Annotated in this window: 15 protein-coding genes, 2 tRNA genes and 1 riboswitch; of the genes, 1 reads left to right on the forward strand and 16 read right to left on the reverse strand. The window is 41.6% G+C overall.

Going from position 1 to position 17,088, the window contains the following annotated elements; genetic code table 11:
- Position 1: 1 nt before the first annotated feature.
- The 5 genes from ftsH to M1575_03350 form a co-directional block, all read right to left on the reverse strand.
- Positions 2 to 1,885: an ATP-dependent zinc metalloprotease FtsH gene (gene ftsH / locus M1575_03330; GenBank protein MCL5095733.1), complete on the reverse strand. Its 1,884-nt coding sequence runs from the start codon at positions 1,883 to 1,885 to the stop codon at positions 2 to 4.
- A 45-nt stretch (positions 1,886 to 1,930) separates the two neighbouring features.
- Entirely contained in the window at positions 1,931 to 2,929 is a 999-nt protein-coding gene (gene trpS / locus M1575_03335) for a tryptophan--tRNA ligase (GenBank protein MCL5095734.1), read from the reverse strand.
- Positions 2,930 to 2,935: 6 nt separating this feature from the next.
- Positions 2,936 to 3,007 (reverse strand) — tRNA-Met (locus M1575_03340).
- A gap of 144 nt (positions 3,008 to 3,151) precedes the next feature.
- On the reverse strand, positions 3,152 to 3,583 hold the full coding sequence (locus M1575_03345; protein ID MCL5095735.1) for a hypothetical protein: 432 nt from the start codon (positions 3,581 to 3,583) through the stop codon (positions 3,152 to 3,154).
- Between the two features lie 347 nt (positions 3,584 to 3,930).
- The gene (locus M1575_03350) at positions 3,931 to 4,272 is read right to left on the reverse strand and encodes a septum formation initiator family protein (GenBank protein MCL5095736.1); all 342 of its coding nucleotides are present in this window, start codon (positions 4,270 to 4,272) and stop codon (positions 3,931 to 3,933) included.
- An 81-nt stretch (positions 4,273 to 4,353) separates the two neighbouring features.
- On the opposite strand from M1575_03350, the gene M1575_03355 reads away from it, so the two are divergent.
- Positions 4,354 to 5,217, forward strand: coding sequence for a tyrosine-type recombinase/integrase (locus M1575_03355; GenBank protein ID MCL5095737.1), 864 nt, complete (start codon positions 4,354 to 4,356; stop codon positions 5,215 to 5,217).
- Positions 5,218 to 5,220: 3 nt separating this feature from the next.
- Here the strand turns inward: M1575_03355 and M1575_03360 are convergent, their stop codons facing one another.
- From M1575_03360 to M1575_03410, 11 genes are all read right to left on the reverse strand, one after another.
- A complete protein-coding gene (locus M1575_03360) occupies positions 5,221 to 5,880 on the reverse strand; it encodes a hypothetical protein (protein ID MCL5095738.1) in 660 nt (219 codons plus the stop codon).
- 88 nt (positions 5,881 to 5,968) lie between these two features.
- Positions 5,969 to 6,448, reverse strand: coding sequence for an NUDIX domain-containing protein (locus M1575_03365; protein MCL5095739.1), 480 nt, complete (start codon positions 6,446 to 6,448; stop codon positions 5,969 to 5,971).
- Positions 6,449 to 6,455: 7 nt separating this feature from the next.
- Positions 6,456 to 6,527 (reverse strand) — tRNA-Ile (locus tag M1575_03370).
- Between the two features lie 35 nt (positions 6,528 to 6,562).
- A complete protein-coding gene (locus M1575_03375) occupies positions 6,563 to 8,911 on the reverse strand; it encodes a DUF87 domain-containing protein (GenBank protein ID MCL5095740.1) in 2,349 nt (782 codons plus the stop codon).
- An 18-nt stretch (positions 8,912 to 8,929) separates the two neighbouring features.
- On the reverse strand, positions 8,930 to 9,349 hold the full coding sequence (locus M1575_03380; protein ID MCL5095741.1) for a hypothetical protein: 420 nt from the start codon (positions 9,347 to 9,349) through the stop codon (positions 8,930 to 8,932).
- Between the two features lie 112 nt (positions 9,350 to 9,461).
- Positions 9,462 to 10,016: a hypothetical protein gene (locus M1575_03385; GenBank protein MCL5095742.1), complete on the reverse strand. Its 555-nt coding sequence runs from the start codon at positions 10,014 to 10,016 to the stop codon at positions 9,462 to 9,464.
- A gap of 13 nt (positions 10,017 to 10,029) precedes the next feature.
- Positions 10,030 to 10,443: a DUF4430 domain-containing protein gene (locus M1575_03390; GenBank protein MCL5095743.1), complete on the reverse strand. Its 414-nt coding sequence runs from the start codon at positions 10,441 to 10,443 to the stop codon at positions 10,030 to 10,032.
- Positions 10,415 to 12,388 carry a hypothetical protein gene (locus M1575_03395; protein ID MCL5095744.1) on the reverse strand — a complete coding sequence of 658 codons (1,974 nt, stop codon included), beginning with the start codon at positions 12,386 to 12,388 and terminating at the stop codon, positions 10,415 to 10,417. Before M1575_03395 ends, M1575_03390 begins: the two co-directional genes overlap by 29 nt.
- 96 nt (positions 12,389 to 12,484) lie before the next feature.
- Positions 12,485 to 12,633, reverse strand: a riboswitch (cobalamin riboswitch).
- 8 nt (positions 12,634 to 12,641) lie between these two features.
- Positions 12,642 to 13,178 carry a cob(I)yrinic acid a,c-diamide adenosyltransferase gene (cobO, locus tag M1575_03400; protein ID MCL5095745.1) on the reverse strand — a complete coding sequence of 179 codons (537 nt, stop codon included), beginning with the start codon at positions 13,176 to 13,178 and terminating at the stop codon, positions 12,642 to 12,644.
- Between the two features lie 68 nt (positions 13,179 to 13,246).
- Positions 13,247 to 13,969: an anaerobic ribonucleoside-triphosphate reductase activating protein gene (locus M1575_03405; protein ID MCL5095746.1), complete on the reverse strand. Its 723-nt coding sequence runs from the start codon at positions 13,967 to 13,969 to the stop codon at positions 13,247 to 13,249.
- The gene (locus tag M1575_03410) at positions 13,969 to 17,085 is read right to left on the reverse strand and encodes a ribonucleoside triphosphate reductase (GenBank protein ID MCL5095747.1); all 3,117 of its coding nucleotides are present in this window, start codon (positions 17,083 to 17,085) and stop codon (positions 13,969 to 13,971) included. The genes M1575_03405 and M1575_03410 overlap by 1 nt, the downstream gene beginning before the upstream one ends.
- Positions 17,086 to 17,088: the final 3 nt, after the last annotated feature.

Consider the following 17,088-nt stretch of genomic DNA (forward strand, 5'->3'; position numbering starts at 1 on the left):
TTTAGGCCGCGGCCGGTTCATTTTGAGAAGTACGAATCCCTTTCATCAGGGAATCAAATTCTTCGCCTTCAATGGTTTCTTTTTTCACCAGCTCGTTGGCGACTAAGTCCAGCTTACCTTTTAATTTCGTTAAAATCTTTAAAGATTCTTTATAGGCATGGTCAATAATCTTATTAACTTCGTTATCAACTTTCGCGGCCATCTCGGGTGATAACTGAGCCGGCTCATACCACATTCCCCCGGCTTCTGACAGATCAACCTGCGGTCCTAAATTAACCGGACCCAAATCACTCATACCATACTCAATAACCATGGTTCGGGCAATTTCCGTGGCCTTTTGAATGTCAGAAGAGGCACCGGCGGTAAACTCATGAAAAATTAACTCTTCCGCCGCCCGGCCGCCCAAAAGCGAAGTCACCTGTTCCAAAAGATGAGACTGGGTTTCGTTATAGCGATCTTTCGCCGGCGGGATTAAAGTAAAGCCTAAAGATAAACCCCGGCTGACAATCGAGATCCGATGTACCGGATCCATGTGCGGCAATTCGTGAGCGACCACGGCGTGTCCGGCCTCATGATAGGCCGTCATTTTTTTGTCCAAATCCGACTGAAGCCGTTTCTTTTCCGGACCTAACTTAACTTTGGTCGCGGCTTCTTCGATATCTTCCATATCAATCGCTCTTTTTCCGCCTCGAGCCGCTAAAATCGCCGCTTCGTTAAGCATATTCTCCAAATCCGCTCCGGAAAAACCGACCGTCCGTTTGGCCACCTTGTCCCAATCAACTTCTTTCGTAAAGGGCTTGCCTCTCATATGAATCTTTAAAATCGCCTTGCGGCCTTCAATGTCCGGCATATCCAACATCACCCGGCGGTCAAAGCGGCCCGGTCGCAGCAGGGCCGGATCTAAAAGATCGCCTCTGTTGGTCGCGGCAATGACAATCACGTTTTCGTTCGGCGTAAAACCGTCCATCTCCACCAAAATCTGGTTTAAAGTCTGTTCCCGTTCGTCATGCCCGCCCATGACCCCGACGGCCCGCATCCGACCAATGGCGTCAATCTCGTCAATGAAAATAATCGCCGGCGCGTTTTTCTTGGCCGTGTTAAAAAGATCCCGAACTCTTGAGGCACCGACACCAACTAACATTTCCATAAATTCCGAGCCGGCCATGGAGAAAAAAGCGACATTAGCCTCACCGGCCACGGCCCGCGCCAAAAGAGTTTTGCCGGTTCCGGCGGGCCCAACCAGCAGGGCTCCCTTTGGGGTTCTGGCCCCTAAAGCACGGTACTTACCAGGATGTTTTAAGAAGTCAACGACTTCGGAAAGCTCTTGTTTGGCCTCATCCACGCCGGCCACGTCCGCGAAAGTCACTTTCGGCATGTCTTTATTAAAAAGTTTAGCTTTGGACTGGCCGAAAGAGAAAAGGTTATCTTGAGCTCCTCTCGCCTGACGGAAAATAAAGAAGAAAAAAGCCACCATTAAAACCAAAGGCAAAACAGTCGAGAGAAAATTCCACCAAGCCGCGGTCATTTCCGAATCTTTAACCTGAATTTCCACCTGCTTGGCATCAATACCGGCCGATTCTAAGATTTTCGTCAACGACTCCTGCGATTCTTTGTGGACGTTAAAGGCCTTTCCGTCTTTATAGGTTACGGTTAGACGATTCCCCTCAACTTCAATTTTTTTAATTTTATTGTCCTTAGCGTCACTAATAATCGTTGATAACGGTTTCTCTTCTAAGAATTTGGCTCCATGTTGAAAGGAAAGAAAAAAGGAAACACCGAAAATAAAGATAAAAAACCAGATAAAAAGATTTTTGAGGTTTAAATTTACCCTAATTTCAGACATTTTCTTGATAGGACGCAATTTTTGAGTGTCTTCTTCCATCATAAATTCTCAAGTAATTTTGTGGAGGAAATTATATCACATTACGTCTTAAGCGAGAAGACCCATTTTTTGCTTAACTTCCATTAAAGTTTGGCTGGCAATTTTGGTGGCATAATCCCGGCCGTCCCTTAAGGCTCCTTCGACTAAAGCCGGATGAGCTTCATAATATTTTCTTTTTTCCTGAATCGGCGCCAGAACTTTATAAATACCGTTGGCCAAATCTTCTTTCAATGCCCGATAATTAATCCCAGTACTTAAATATTTTTGTTCATACTTAGCGCGTTTATCCTGACCCTGAAAAATTTCAACCATTTTCAAAAGATTAGCCACGCCTCCCTCTTGGGGAATGTCTTTGCCAAAACCTTTATCCGTCGGCGCGGCGGCCAGTCTTTTTTTGATCGTCGCCTGATCATCGGCAAGCAAGATAAAACTTCCCTCAACGCTTTTGCTCATTTTGCCGCTGCCTAAAAGCGAAGGAACATATTCTTCTTTCGTTATAAAGCGTTGCGGTTCAGGAAAAGTCACATGATCTTTAGTGCCGTCAGGAAACATCCTGTTAAATTTTCTGGCTATTTCCCGGGCTATTTCGATATGCGGCTCCTGGTCAAGACCGACCGGAACCAGCTCCGCCTTGTAAACCAAAATATCGGCGGCCATCAAAACCGGATAGTATAAAAGGGCCAGATTGACATAATCGGGGTGCTGTAATTTTTTATCCTTATAGGTCGGCAAATCTTCAAGCCGGGAAACCGGATAAACGGTTGATAAAAGATAGGCCAGTTCCAGATGTTCCGGAACCTGGGATTGAATCATGAGGTGACACTTATGCGGATCTAAACCCGCGGCCAGATAATCCAAAACGACCTCTCTTATCTTTTTTTGGAGGGTTTTGGGCTCAAAAGGCGTCGTTATTGTATGCAAATCCACCACGGAAAAAATGCAGTCATACTTATCCTGAAGCTCCAACATGCCTTTGACCGCGCCAAAATAATTGCCTAAATGCAATCTGCCCGTAGCTCTAATTCCTGAAAAAACACGTTTATCCATAAAGGGTGGCTACGGCTGGGATCGAACCAGCGACACATGGCTTATGATGCCACCGCTCTACCGCTGAGCTACGTAGCCCTAAAAATCTAAAGATTTTCAGGGTAAACCCTAGCAAATTTTAACAGAAAAGAAGGATTAAGTAAACTGGCGCTGTTTTTTTCGTTGCACGAAGTGCTCGCGCTGAGCTTGTCGAAGGAGAACGTCTTATTGGTTAATCTTTATCTAAATAAATGGTGCGGGAAGATACACTACTCGTTCGGGAACTCCTACCTGGTGGACGAAACCAGCGCCTATCCCTTTTTTGTCCGTTTCCTCAAATAGTCTATGTCTGTCCATTCCTGTTCCTGCTAATTGACCTTCGTGAAAAAAAACATAGGTTCCGGGTGGCATATCTTCAAACTGACCTGCTTGTAAGGCTGTCTGATAGGCCTTATAGTTTGGGTCATTGGCTAATTCATCAGGAACACTAACTTCTTTTTTATTTACGGTCATAATCATTCTCCTTTTAAACTTGTCCTTATCGCATCTTTTGACCTGCTCTTTGGGCAAGAGCACCCCCAAAACAATGACTGAAGCTATTTGTTCTATGAAAAGATGCGTCGTCCTTTGCGAAAGACCTATAGAATTTAGCCATGTCGCGTGGAACACGACCATGCTCTCTAAGATCCTCCTGAATCCAGTTCTTAAGTTGTAAAGCGGTCTCACTACAAACAAGAATTCTCTCTGTTTTCATTCCCTTTCTTCTCCCTCTATAAACCATCCAATGACATAACCAAATGGACGGTAAATTTATAAAAAAATGGCTATACCAGTTTGGGCAGAATTATAGGTTTTAAACTTGAAAAAAGCAATAAACAAAAAGGGCGTTAATACGCCCTTAATTTATTATGTTGCGGGGCCGGGAGTCGCGCCCGGCCTAGGAGATTATGAGCCTCCTGTGCAACTCTACACTACCCCGCGTCGAGGTCTAGATTATAGCAAATCTTCCTATTATTGACAACTTAGAAAAACAGTCTCCACCATTTCTGCCAATTGGCAAGTTTTTCTTCCGGATTAAGTTTTGGGTTTTGGGGCAAAATCGAAGGCAGGATAACGACCGTTTCCCCCTCCTTCGCCAAGCCTAATTTTTCCCGAGCCATTTTTTCCAAGAAAGAAGGTGATTGAACTTCGCTTAGCTTATTTTTAAGTTCGTCGTTTTGGTATTTTAATTCCGCCACTTTTTTTTCTTCTTCTTTGAGTTTATCGCCGGCTTTAAGAAGACTATAAATAGACCTTGTAAGATTTACTATTAAAAACAAACCTAAAATAAGAATAATTAAATTTGTCAGTCTGGACTTAAACATAAAGGCCGTCCCCAATAGTAACTTTATAAAAACAGCTCTCTTGACACATAACTTCGTGAATGATATTATAGGTCGCGAAATATGCCTCAAACTCTTGATTTATCTTCTGCCAGAGAAAAATTTGTTGAATTTTTAGAAGGGCAACGGCGTGCCCATGCCACTATTTTAGCATACCGCAAAGATATCGAACAATTAATGAACTTCCTCAAGGATATGGGTAGAAAAACCATTGATGAGGCGCAAAAAGAAGATATCGAGGCTTTCTTAGGTAAGCTCGGCAAAGACGGCTACACGCAAAAATCTCTTTCCCGAAAGTTAAACTCTTTTAAAACTTTTTACCGGTTTTTAAAAAGCTCCGACATTGTTCAGTTTGATCGGGCCGCAGAAATCGCTCACCCGAAATATGAAGTTCGGCCGCCCAGAATTCTTTCCAAAATAGAATACCGGGCGCTAAGAGATGCCTGCCGGGAAGATGTCAGAATTTCCGCTATTGTTGAGATTCTTCTGCAAACCGGCTTAAGAATCGGTGAGTTGGCCAACTTACGTCTTGAAGATCTTCGGGAAAACGAAATTATCGTTAAGCCCTTTGAATCCCATGAAGGCCGAACTGTGCCTTTAAACAAGGCGGCTAAGGCGGCTTTGGACCATTATCTGACGATCAGGCCGAAAACCAAGGAAGAAGCGCTTTTCATAACCAAAACCGGCAAACCACTTTTGATCAGAAACATAAGAACCGCGATTGACCGTTATTTTAAATTGGCCGGAATTGAACATGCGTGTGTTAATGATCTCCGTCATACTTTTATTGCCCATCATTTAATGGCCGGAACGCCTTTAACCGTCATCTCGAAACTAGCCGGCCACAAAAGACTCTCGACGACCGAAAAGTATTTAGATTTAGTAAAAGACAAAGTCGAAGAAAACGTCAAATTAGAGGAATTATAGCTCTCATTTTCCTTGAAACTTTCTTAATTCTTCTGTCTTTATAAATAAAGAGTCTTCTTCGCCGTTTATGTTCTTATGAAAAAATCTTGTGTAGTCTTTTAAATTAAGACCAGTTTCGGAAGAGACCACTGTGCCACTCAGGGATAGAGATTTCCCTCGACCAAGGAAAGAAAATCTTCTCTCTGTTTTTCCTAGCGGCAAAATATGATCACCATACTCAGGGGGAGCATAAGGGGACATCAGGTCAAATAAAATAGCCGTAACCAAAATGAAATTTCCATCCTCTGAAAGATAGGGAGATATATTTGACGACGGTTTTTGATAAATCCCTGAGACTAATGGGAAAAAGTCCCGCTTTCCGTATTGCCGATGACATCTCTCATAAAAAATATCTATAACAGAAAGAGGATCCGGACCGCCTCGTTCATCTCTTCGAATCAGTAAAGTTTTTCCATCCTGCGAGATAGCAAAAACTGTTATTTTGGCTCTTTCGTAAAATTCTTGTTCCCGGGCTTCCTCTCTTACGTCTTTTAGCAACTCCTGAAAAGACTTCCCTGGCAACTCTTGACGATTCTCTTGACCATAAATATAAATGGCACGTCTCAAAGAATCTTTTGAACCACGTAGTACCAAAAATCTTTCTATTGACTCTTTAATTCCCATATTCCACCTATCCTATAGCATAATCTGGGTAGATTTGTCAAGTTTTAGGCCGTAGAATCAACCGAATATTTGTCATGGGAAAATGGGATTAGACGAACTTTAAAGCTTCCAAAAACCAGGGGCTAACGCGATAGTTATTTAAATCTTCTTTTTTAACCCAGGCAATTTCGCTGATTTCTTTTTTTTGGGGAAAAGCTACATTGCTTTTGGCCTCAAGTAAATGACAAAACTCATACTCTACTCCCTCTTCACCCCATTTAGTCTGATAAATAAAATGAGCCAGGTATTTTAAAGGAATTTTTTCTATCCCCAGCTCTTGTTTAAGAGCCCTGGCCGCGGCTTCGGTAACTTTCTCCCGAGGAAAAACATGAGTCGCGACCGTCCCGTCCCAAATTCCCGGCCAGAGGGTTTTTTCTAAAGACCGGCGGGCCAAAAGGATTTGCCCCCGATCGTTTTTGACGATCACCAGAATCGCCCTATGGAGTTTACCGGGGATTTTATGAGTCTCCTCCCTTTCGGCGAAACCTACTTCTTTGTCTTCCTTATCAACTAAAATTAAAGTCTGCATAAAAAAGTGGGCCCGCTTGGGGACGATCCAAGCACCTGTTGTTTATAAGACAACCGCTCTTCCGCTGAGCTACGGGCCCAAATTTATTAAGTTAGAACGCGCGGTGAGATTATATCACAGCCTGGATCTTTGGGCGATTTCCGCCTCGATAAGCTCTTTGGGCTTGCCGTATTTTAAAGCGGAGAGTTTTTTAATCGCCTCGGCGACCTTGTCATTTTTAGCTTTTTCCTCTGCGGCCAAATCTTTAGTCATATCAACGGAAAAAGGCGGAACGGCTTCCATATTAACAATCGTTCTGATATAGGCGTTATAACGGTCAACGTTGATTAAATCAGCCTCGTTAAAAACCGGCTGGAATTCGTGCTGGATAAAATTGGCGTCTGTGACGCCAACCCGAAAGGCAATCAAGGTTCCGACGTTACCGAAAACGGCGTTTTTCACTTCCTCTTCCATTTGGCCGATAAATTGGTTGGCCACGGTAATGGCGAGATGATATTTTCTGGCTTCAGAAAGCATGGTGGCAAAATCAGGAGTGGCAAAATTTTGGAATTCATCAACATAAAGATAAAAATCACGCCGTTTTTCTTCAGAAACATCGGTCCTTGACATCGCCGCCATTAAAATCTTTGGCACAATAATCGTCCCTAAAAAGCTGGTATTCTCTTCACCGATCTTTCCCTTGGCCAAATTAACGAGAATGATTTTCCCTTCATCCATCGCTTTACGAAAATCAAAAGCGGTTTTTGATTGTCCGATAATGTTTCTGATGAGTTTATTAGTGACGAACCGACCGAATTTGGAAACGATATAATCCAAAACTTCGGATTTGTGGAAGTCAGCCGTTTGCGCAATTTGATCGGTCCAATACCGCCTCACCATCGGATCCTGAACTTTCGGCAAAATTTCTTGAACAAAATTAGAATCGGTCAGACAACGAACAACTTCGACAAAAGTACTGCCCGGTTCGGCCATGACGGTTAAAATCGCATTTCTGATCGCGTGTTCAAATCTGGGCCCGATAATTCCGGTTTTATAAGGATCATAAAGTTTATACATGAGACCGATAATTGAAGTGGTCACCATGTGCTGCTGCTGTTCGGTATAGGCCTCAATCATGTTCAGACCCAGCGGCCGTTCCGTGTCTGACGGGTCAAAATAGATAACGTCTTCGGCTCGCTCCGGCGGGATTAACGGCAAAATTTTGTCAATCGTATCGTGAGGATCAATAAAACAAACACCTTCGCCGTTTTTAATATCCTGTAAAATCATGGATTTTAAAAGCTCTGACTTGCCGACTCCGGTTTTCCCGATAATATAGATATGACGACTGCGATCTCCTTTTTCAATATAAACCGGTCTTTTGATCCCGCGGTAAACCGATTCGCCCAGGAAAAGACCGCTCGTTGAAATCTGCTGCGGCGCCGGGGCCTTTTTCGCGTTCAGCCAGAAGAGATGCGGTGTTTCGACTTGTTTATTGGGAAAATGGAAAATGGTCGCTAATTCTTCCGAATTTAAGATCCCGGTTTTCCCAAAAAAAGGTACGGAGATCGTCGGAAAATAACGATAAATAAAATCAATCATAAAAGATCTTTTACTGAAGAGTCTAGCCTTCTTAAAACTGTTTAAATCATTGGCAAATTGTTCAAAAACGGCCGTCAAATTCTGAAGATGAGCGCTCGCTTGTTCTTTCGTGGCCGAGGCCACGACAAGACGAATACAGGTAGCAAAACCGGGCTTGCTGCATTTTTGTTCAATGGCCTCCAAAATTTTTTGGTCAACGGTAAATCGGGCCTTTTCCGGATCCGCCTCCCGCCTTTTAATTTTACCGATATACCCTCGACCGATCGACTGCCATTTACTGTTAACCGGTGAAATTAAGATTTGGATCGCCGCCCCCTCCCCTTCTCCCATTTTCGCCAAAGCCGAAGTCATTAAAGATAAAGGGTCGGTCGGCAAATCCTTATAAATTTTTAAAGGATAATAATTGACGTTTTTAAGTTTTAAAGAAGCAAAAGCGACCTTGCCTTTTTCGCCGAAAAGATTATATTCCTCAACTTCCTTGATGTCGGCGCCGGGATAAGCACCGTTAATCTGTTTTTCGACCAGGTCCTGAATGTTTTTCGGACAATGCACATAAAATCTGATGTCCTCGGGTAAACCGACAATTTCAAAAGAAAGATGTTCCTGAAGTTTTAAAAAAGAAAAAAAACCACTTTTAGTCAACGAGTGTAAGGAAGCAAACATCTGTTCGGCCGCATCAATTTTAATCTCATTGTCTTTAGGCAAGGCAATTTGCAGCAAAACCGAGTTAAGCGCCCGCTCTTCCCGATGACGGTATTTCCATAAAAGGAAAATAAAGTAAAGAAGAATGACGAAACCTCCCAAGGCCAAAAGAGCGATGACAAGACTAAATAAAAAAGCCTGGGCTTGAGTTAAAAACTCGTTAATCGCTTCCGTCTGCATAAATCTTAATGACCCTTTTTAGGTCTTGACCCTGACAATTCGGCCGTTTTCTTTTTTTAACTTAATATGAACTTTTCTTAATTGTTTTAAACACCATTCGGCAAACCAACGCAAGTTGTCGGTAATTGGGGCTTTCCGGCTGCTTAAAATTTTTTCGTCAGCTAAGGGAAGATTCACCGATGATAAATTTACCGATAAATCCGCTCCGGTTTGAGTCACTCCCATTTTCGGCAGGGGCGGCGGCAGTTCAATTTCTTCCTGACGGATTTCGACAACTTTTTTGATTTCCGGTGTCAACTCAATTTCTTGTCTGACCGCTTCTAAAGAAGCTTCATCTTGTCTTATAAGAGTTTCTTTTTCTTTGGTTCCTAAGGAACCAGAATAAGAACTTGTTGTTTGATCAATTTTTTTATTAAGAGGATCGGGCAGACTGCTCATCTTGCCTTAATTCTAACAACTTTTGAGGTTTTTCTCAACTAATTTAACTTCCTTTACAATCTCCCCTTCTTTGACCCCGGCCAAATGTTTAGGGATTAAATCGGGAAAAACCCTAGCGGCGAAATAGGAAGTTGAGATTCCTAGATTTTGAGGCATAAAAGGATTTTACCATTTCGACGATACCAAAAGAAACCGGCACGAAGAACAAATTGCCCAAAAGATTAAGTTTTAAGAAGGGCAAACCCATAAGATAAGACTCAATTAAACCCGCCAGTGTTTTTGGATACATCCCCCAGCTGTCTAAAGCCCAAACCCCGAAATTGGTCCAAAGAAAAAACCACAGTGCCGCTCCTATTCCTAACCCCGTGGCTTTTGGTATCAGGTATTTGGTATTAAGTATTAAGTATTTGGAACCAACTAGTCCAATGACTAAGTAAGCCGACCAGGTAAAAAGAAAAATATTGGTGTTGCCGATTAACGTGTCTGACAAAACCATGATCGCTAAGGGCACTAAAATGGCGTATTTTTTCCCTAAATAAGCTCCGGCCAAAAGCGAGGCGGCCGTAACGTATTCGATATTCGGCGCAATATGACCAATGGTTCTAAAGAAAAGACCTAAAAAAACCAAAAGGATTGTCCAGAAAATTTTACGTTTAAGTTTAAACATTAGCAATTAAAAATTAAAAATTTGGTTTTATGTATTTCCACTCTATTATATCACCATTTTTCAATTCGTATTTGTCAGCCGCAACTTCCGCCGATTTCCCGTTAATAAAATAGATCCAGGCTTTTTCCTTGGTGTTTTCTACTCCGCCAATTCCTTCCACGAAAACCCCGAAATCATATTGCTTTGTTTTTAAATCAAGATTTTCTTGTTTGGCCAAATTTTGCAGAGCCTCAAGGGCCGTTTTGGCCGAAACCGTGGCTTCTTTCCTTGTTTCTTCATTTTCGATAACTATCTGTGTTTGTAACTTAGGTTGTTCCACCTTAACTTGCGGCGCCGGGGTTGGACTTGGTCTTTTCTCTAAAATCACCAAAGTTCCCAATCCCCCCAATATTCCCAGACTAATTAGCAAAAGCAAATACTTGCGCATAATTTCCCCTTTCTTGCAATAATGAGAAATAATACTCTATCTCCTGAAAATCTTCAAGATCCCCTGAAGTTTCTGTTAAATCATCTGCTGGCCCGTCTGCATTCATCAGACTTATCCGCCGCTGCCATAAGAAATCTTCTCCTAGTTTTTCCTTAACCAATTTTCTTAAGAAATGTAATAAAGAATAAAGTCTTTGGTTTTGGTCTTTAGGAAACTCTAGCTCTAAAATATCCGAAAACGTAACTTCGGTCGACTGGCTAACCCAAATCAGTTTTTGAATCTCCGAACGGACCCCAACAACGTCAGGTTTTGCCGAAGACAAATCTAAAGATGGTCTCACTACCAGTCTTTTTATGGCCAAAACCTTGACCTTTTTTCCAACTGCCGGTTTATCCGGTTCTTCACTTCTGTCTTCTGTCTTAATTTTGGGCCGAACAGCTGTCTGTTCATTTAATACAGGCTGATCATAAAATTGTAACCCTGGTTTAACTGGCAACATCTTTCCCATCTCATCTTCGTCAATTATTTCTGCTTCTACTTCCAGTATCTTGCCGATTTGGTTATCCGCCGTCGCAGAAATTTTTACCAAAGGCATGGTGATTGTTTCTCTGGCCGTTTCGCAAACTATCTGGTCTTCCTGTCCTACTTTGATTTGTGGTTTAAATATAGGTATCTCTTTAAAATTCACCGGTCTTTCCATCATGAGATTTTTTTGCTCGACTACTTGTCCCCTGGAGGATTGACTCTCATATATCAACACATAAGAACACTCTGCTAGGGGTTGATAGGGAGCTACTTGTGGGATAATTACTTCTACCTGTTCCCGCACGCGGTCAAATATTTGGATATTTGGATATGGTTTAATCATGTCCCTTTCCGCTGGCGCGATAAATTCAACGGCGGGCAGTACTCCTGTTTTAGGAAACAGTTCATTAATCTGCACATTATTGGGCAAAGATAAAATCTTAAACATAGAAGCTGATTCAGATAAAACGTGACTAACAGGATTATCATTATCGTTTGCTACAATGTTACATAGCACTGTAGTAAGAGGTGTAACCCCATGAATTAATGGCAATGATGGGGATGGCAAGGAAACGGCCAATAAAAGAGGCACGACTGGAAGGATTGGGACTATGGGTATCTGTCTGTCTGAGAAATTATTCTGTGTCTCGCTTTTGCAGGTAGATCCGCAAGTTCTCTCTTGCGAAACTGACTGACACGCGCCTAGTGAAATTTGTATCGTTGGTGTTTCTCCTAGTCTTTGAAGATGAAATTTGTTTCTTTCCTCCAAAAAATTTCCCTGAAAATCGATATTTCTGACGTGTCCTTTGACAACCATGAATAAGACTAAATCTCGCTGTTTATCTAAATTAATCAACTGGGATTCATCCGTTAAAAAATCACCAAGAAGGCTTCTGGCGGTATTCTCCGTCGTTGGCGGCAAGAGTTTTGATTTAAATTGAAATTCGTTGTCTGTTCTTGTCACTTTAGAAACCGCCGCGCCGTCATTAATATCGATACCGCAAGGACTGAAAAAAATAAGGCTTTCTCCGTTTTTTAGAGAAAAAACAGCTCTTTGCACACCTTCAAATTGCTTAATTTGTCCAAGTGCCACTCGCCATTTAAGGCTTCGAATTTCCCCAGAATCTCTTTTGTCATTTTGCACAAAAGCCGCATAGCGTTTCATCGAATCAATCATCGCCAGGCCGGTCTCGCCTTTGCTATCGACCAAAGCCGGCTCACCGTGTCTGTCTTGACCCCAACGGTAAGTCGTTTGCCAATAGGCCCGGTGAGGATTTCCTTTTTCATTATTGGCGCTTCTGCGATTTTGCACCAAACCAAACATTCTCCCAGGAAGACTTAAGGGATCTCTCTTGAGAGAATCAACAATACCGACTATTTCCGCCCTGACATCAAAGATTGGTCTTTCGACTTTGGCCATAAAAAAACCCTCTCGTTTTTTCTCTCGAGAAGGTTAAGCGAATTAATGGAAAATTACTCCACTGATTCTTAATTTCTGATATTTAACGCTACCCTTGCTCGAGAGATAACCTTAAGACGGTTCCCGGCTCTGGCTCGCCGAAGCTTTAGCGAAGGCGGCCTTTTACGGTTGCGGCACAGTCCTTGATTCACACAAGGTTCCCGTAACCTTAAGGATAATTAAAGTCTAACAAAATAAATTTTTTTGTCAATCATCAATAATCAATTCCCTTGCGGGCTTTTTCGCCTTTTTGAAAAGGATGGCTGACTTCGGTGAATTCTGTTACCAGATCCGCTTTTCTAATAATTTCCGGACAAGCGAACCTGCCGGTTAAAACCAAATCAAGCTTTTTGGGTTTATCATTTATTATTTGTAACACATCCTCTAATTTAATGAGCCCGAATTTTACCGCCACATTGATTTCGTCTAAAATAATAAGCTCATACTTACTACTTAATACTTGATACTTACTACTTTCAAGCGCCTTCTTGGCTTCTTTGTAATCAACCGGTTTTAATCGTTTTGGGTTGACAAAATCTTTAGTTCCGTATTGCTCAACGTCAATTTGAAATTTGAAATTTGAAATTTGAAATTTTTTTTGTATCTCATACAGCGCTTTTACTTCTCCGCTAACCTGTTTTTTAAGGAATTGAATGACGAGTACTTTCTTCCCCCATCCCGCCGCCCGCAACGCCAAACCCAAGGCTGCGGTTGTCTTGCCTTTGCCATTGCCGGTATAAACGATAATCATAATAATTAGAAATTAGATATTAGTAATTAGGAATTAGTAACTTTTCCTTAATTAGCTAATTACTTTCCTTATATTCCCCTTAGTTCCGTTTTTGGTATTAATTTACGTAATTTGGGCAAGACTTTATCAAAAAATTCCTTCGGATAAGGCTTCAGTTTCTCAAAACTTTTATCTAAACACTGTCCGGGATTAAATTGCTGTAAAAACCACTTGATGGATGATGGATTGTGGATGATGGATGATAGGTCTTTTGCCATTTCGATCAAATCTTCTCTATTATGTAGTGTTGGGACTACTGTTGTCCGCAATTCAAAATCAAGACCGCTTTTGATTAAAATATTAATGCATTCGCTTATTTGTTTATTGATTTGTTTATTTGTAGTATTTGTATATTTGTAGTATTTAATAAGCGGTCCTTTATAATCAATCGCCACGTAGTCCAAAAGTTTTTGGGCCAATAAATCTTTAACCATCCCGGGGTTTGTCCCGTTGGTGTCAAGTTTAATTAAAAAACCCAATTTTTTGATTTTTTTGATAAAGGCCGGCAGATCTTCGTAAAGGGTCGGCTCGCCGCCGGTAACGACAATCCCGTCTAAAAGTTGCCTTTTGTTTTTTAAAAAAATAAAAAAATCTTCTTCTTTTATCTCCGGTAAGGTTTCCGGCCGCAAAACCAAATCGCTATTGTGACAAAAGGGACAACGGAAATTACAGCCGGCAACAAAAATAATCGCCGCCACTTTCCCCGGATAATCAAGCAGGGTTGTTTTTTGCAGACCTTTAATTTTTATCATTAAGTCTTGTGTTTTTGAAGATGCTGGTAAACCTGTCTTTCGACAAATTCGGCTTGTTTACCGGCATTCCATTGCACTACCGGCCGAAGATAACCGACGATTCTTGACCAAACCTCGCAGGTTTTACCACATTCTGGACAAGTTTTTTGTTCACCTTTAAGATATCCGTGAGAAGGACAGATACTAAAAGTCGGCGTTAAGGTATAGTAAGGCAAATGATAATTTTGGGCAATCTTCTGGACTAGATTTTTGACGGAAGCGGTGTCCGGAAGGCTTTCGCCCAAAAAGCCGTGCAAAACCGTACCCCCGGTATATTTCGTCTGTAAATCGTCCTGAAGATTTAAGGCTTCAAAAAGATCGTCGGTAAAATTAACCGGCAAATGAGTCGAATTGGTATAAAATGGTTCCGCGTGATCTTTGGCGATTTCTTCCTCATTGGCACAGATGATATCAGGATAAGCTTTTTTATCAAGCTTGGCCAGATGATAAGAAGTCCCTTCGGCCGGCGTCGCCTCCAGATTAAACATCTGGTCGGTTTCTTTTTGATAAATCAAAAGCTTCGTCCGCATAAAATCCAGAATTTCCTGGGCAAAGGCTTTCCCCTCTTCATCGCCGATGGTTTTCCCCATAAAATTCAAAAGTGATTCATTCATGCCGATTAAACCAATCGTGTTAAAATGATTTTTCCAGTATTCGCCGAAACGGTCTTTAATCGCCCCTAAATAGACCTTGGAATAGGGATAAAGTCCTTCGTCGGTAAACTGTTCGACGATCGTTCTTTTAAGCATCGTCGCCTCTTTCGCCAAATCCATCAAATGAGAGAGTTTTTCGAAATATTCTTTTTTGTTTTTGGCCAAATAGCCAATCCGGGGAAGATTAATCGTGATAACGCCTAAGCTGCCGGTTAAAGGGTAGGCCCCGAAAAGACCGCCGCCCCTTTTGGCCAATTCACGGTTGTCTAAACGTAAGCGGCAATTATGAGTTAAAATACCGGTCGTACCGACCGTAAACATTGGCCTGCCATTTTTTACCTCAAAACAATAAGCGGTTGAATTACTAATTTGTTCTATGGATTTTATTTTTACCCATAGTTTTTTATCCTTTTTAAACCAAATATCCCCGTATTTCTTTCTGTTTAATTGATAAACTAAAACTGCATAATTAGTTTCTTTTCCAAAACGATCCTGTCGGTTATCTCTATATATAGAAGTTGTCGTTCCCAATGTTGCCGCTAACATATTCAGGGTTTCTACCATTTTTTTCGAAGAAGTATAAATTCTATGTCTGTTACCCCCATCAGTAGCATAATGTCCAGTAATCACTCCCTCTCTAAATTCTTGACTCATACCAAAAATACGAGCGGAATAATATTTTTCTCTTTCTTTTCCGGAAACGAAATCCTGACATAAACCAACCGCCGCTTTGGAATGGATTTTTAAGGTAAAAAGTTTCGTTTCCTGGGATGGCGAAACAGACCAATGGGCTCCAAAATATTTTTCACTAATCTTTTGCAATCGGGTGATTACCTGCTTTTTCTTTTCATTTTCTAACGAAAAAATAACTGTTGTTTCCCCGTCAAACGATCCATCGCCCGCATAAGCACCGACAAAATATCCCAAATCTCTATTTCCACCTGATCCTTTCATCATCTTTAAGGAATAAGGTAAAAACATACCTTTTTTTAATTCTTTGCCTTTTAATTCTTGAGTTTTTGATTCTTGATCAAAAGTGACGAAATTTAAATGTTCTTCACTAATTTTTATTTCGTGTCCATTTTCCAACGTTACTTTAATCATTTTTTGGTTTTCAAACTTATTAAATACTCCCTTAACAAAATCTCCGTCACTATAAATTTCATATTCATTATTTTTACCATTACCTTCATATATATTTTTAATCTCACTGTATTCCAAATCTCGCCCCCGGCTTGACTTAATTAAAACTTTTTCATCACCGGCTAAAGGGCACATGCTTCGGGCATCCTCTGGTTTCATATCGGAATTGACAAAATTGGAAAAATAGGGAATGCCGTATTTTCTCGTCATTTCCCAAATCCCCTCATAATTGGGATTATTCCAGGCAAAATCCTTGGTGATATTGTATGTCGGGATGGGAAAAGTAAAAACCCGTCCCTTGGCATCGCCCTCAAGCATCACTTCGGCAAAAGCTTTATTAAACGAATCGACTTCTTTTTGAAAATCACCATAAGTTTTATCCTGGGTCTTGCCGCCGATAAGGACCGGCTCTTTAGCAAGATGTGTAGGAATATTAAGATCCAAAGTCACGTTGGTAAAAGGCGTCTGGAAGCCAACGCGGGTCGGCACGTTCATATTAAAAACAAACTCCTGCAGGGCCTGCTTAACTTCCTTGTAAGAAAGATGGTCGTAGGCAATAAAAGGCGCTAAAAGCGTATCAAAACTCGAGATCGCCTGGGCCCCGGCCGATTCTCCCTGAAGGGTGTAAAAGAAATTGACCAGTTGTCCCAGGGCGGTCCGAAAATGTTTGGGCGGTTTACATTCAACCTTACCAACCACGCCGCCAAAACCCCTAAATAATAGGTCCCTTAAATCCCAACCGCAACAATAGGCCGCCAGGATTTGTAAATTATGAATATGCAAATCACCATTAGTATGGGCTTCTCTTATCTGCGGCGGGTAGATTTTATTAAGCCAATAATTGGCGGAAATCACCGAGGCGACATGATTGTTTAGGCCCTGAAGAGAATAGGCCATATTGCTGTTCTCCCGAACCCGCCAGTCAAGCTTAGCAAGATAATCGCCGACTAATTCGTCGGAATCAATAAGGGAATGGACATCGCGGACCCGGCTTCGCAAATCCCGGTAAAGAATATAAGCGCGGGCGACATCATAATGTCCGTGATGCATTAAAACTTCTTCGATAAGGTCCTGAATTTCTTCAACTTGAGGAATGATTTTACCATCATAGCGGGCCTCCAATTTTTCCATCACTTTATCTCCTAAATAACGAACCCGCTCCCCATCTTTTTCGCCAATGGCCCTAAAAGCCTTTTCCATGGCGTTGATAATTTTTAAAGGATTGAATTTAACAATCCGGCCGTTTCTTTTTTTGATTTGTTTGATGGTTGTTTTGGTCATTTT

The sequence above is a fragment of the Patescibacteria group bacterium genome, from assembly GCA_023473585.1.
Lineage (GTDB): Bacteria > Patescibacteriota > Microgenomatia > JAMCYU01 > JAMCYU01 > JAMCYU01.

Bases quoted from the DNA above. Each gene is read 5' to 3' on its own strand.
- M1575_03410 (MCL5095747.1), bottom strand. From the start codon at position 17,085: ATGACCAAAACAACCATCAAACAAATCAAAAAAAGAAACGGCCGGATT.
- M1575_03365 (MCL5095739.1), bottom strand. From the start codon at position 6,448: ATGCAGACTTTAATTTTAGTTGATAAGGAAGACAAAGAAGTAGGTTTC.
- M1575_03350 (MCL5095736.1), bottom strand. From the start codon at position 4,272: ATGTTTAAGTCCAGACTGACAAATTTAATTATTCTTATTTTAGGTTTG.
- M1575_03345 (MCL5095735.1), bottom strand. From the start codon at position 3,583: ATGGTCGTGTTCCACGCGACATGGCTAAATTCTATAGGTCTTTCGCAA.
- M1575_03385 (MCL5095742.1), bottom strand. From the start codon at position 10,016: ATGTTTAAACTTAAACGTAAAATTTTCTGGACAATCCTTTTGGTTTTT.
- M1575_03355 (MCL5095737.1), top strand. From the start codon at position 4,354: ATGCCTCAAACTCTTGATTTATCTTCTGCCAGAGAAAAATTTGTTGAA.
- M1575_03395 (MCL5095744.1), bottom strand. From the start codon at position 12,388: ATGGCCAAAGTCGAAAGACCAATCTTTGATGTCAGGGCGGAAATAGTC.
- M1575_03390 (MCL5095743.1), bottom strand. From the start codon at position 10,443: ATGCGCAAGTATTTGCTTTTGCTAATTAGTCTGGGAATATTGGGGGGA.
- M1575_03380 (MCL5095741.1), bottom strand. From the start codon at position 9,349: ATGAGCAGTCTGCCCGATCCTCTTAATAAAAAAATTGATCAAACAACA.
- M1575_03360 (MCL5095738.1), bottom strand. From the start codon at position 5,880: ATGGGAATTAAAGAGTCAATAGAAAGATTTTTGGTACTACGTGGTTCA.
- M1575_03405 (MCL5095746.1), bottom strand. From the start codon at position 13,969: ATGATAAAAATTAAAGGTCTGCAAAAAACAACCCTGCTTGATTATCCG.
- trpS (MCL5095734.1), bottom strand. From the start codon at position 2,929: ATGGATAAACGTGTTTTTTCAGGAATTAGAGCTACGGGCAGATTGCAT.
- M1575_03375 (MCL5095740.1), bottom strand. From the start codon at position 8,911: ATGCAGACGGAAGCGATTAACGAGTTTTTAACTCAAGCCCAGGCTTTT.
- cobO (MCL5095745.1), bottom strand. From the start codon at position 13,178: ATGATTATCGTTTATACCGGCAATGGCAAAGGCAAGACAACCGCAGCC.
- ftsH (MCL5095733.1), bottom strand. From the start codon at position 1,885: ATGATGGAAGAAGACACTCAAAAATTGCGTCCTATCAAGAAAATGTCT.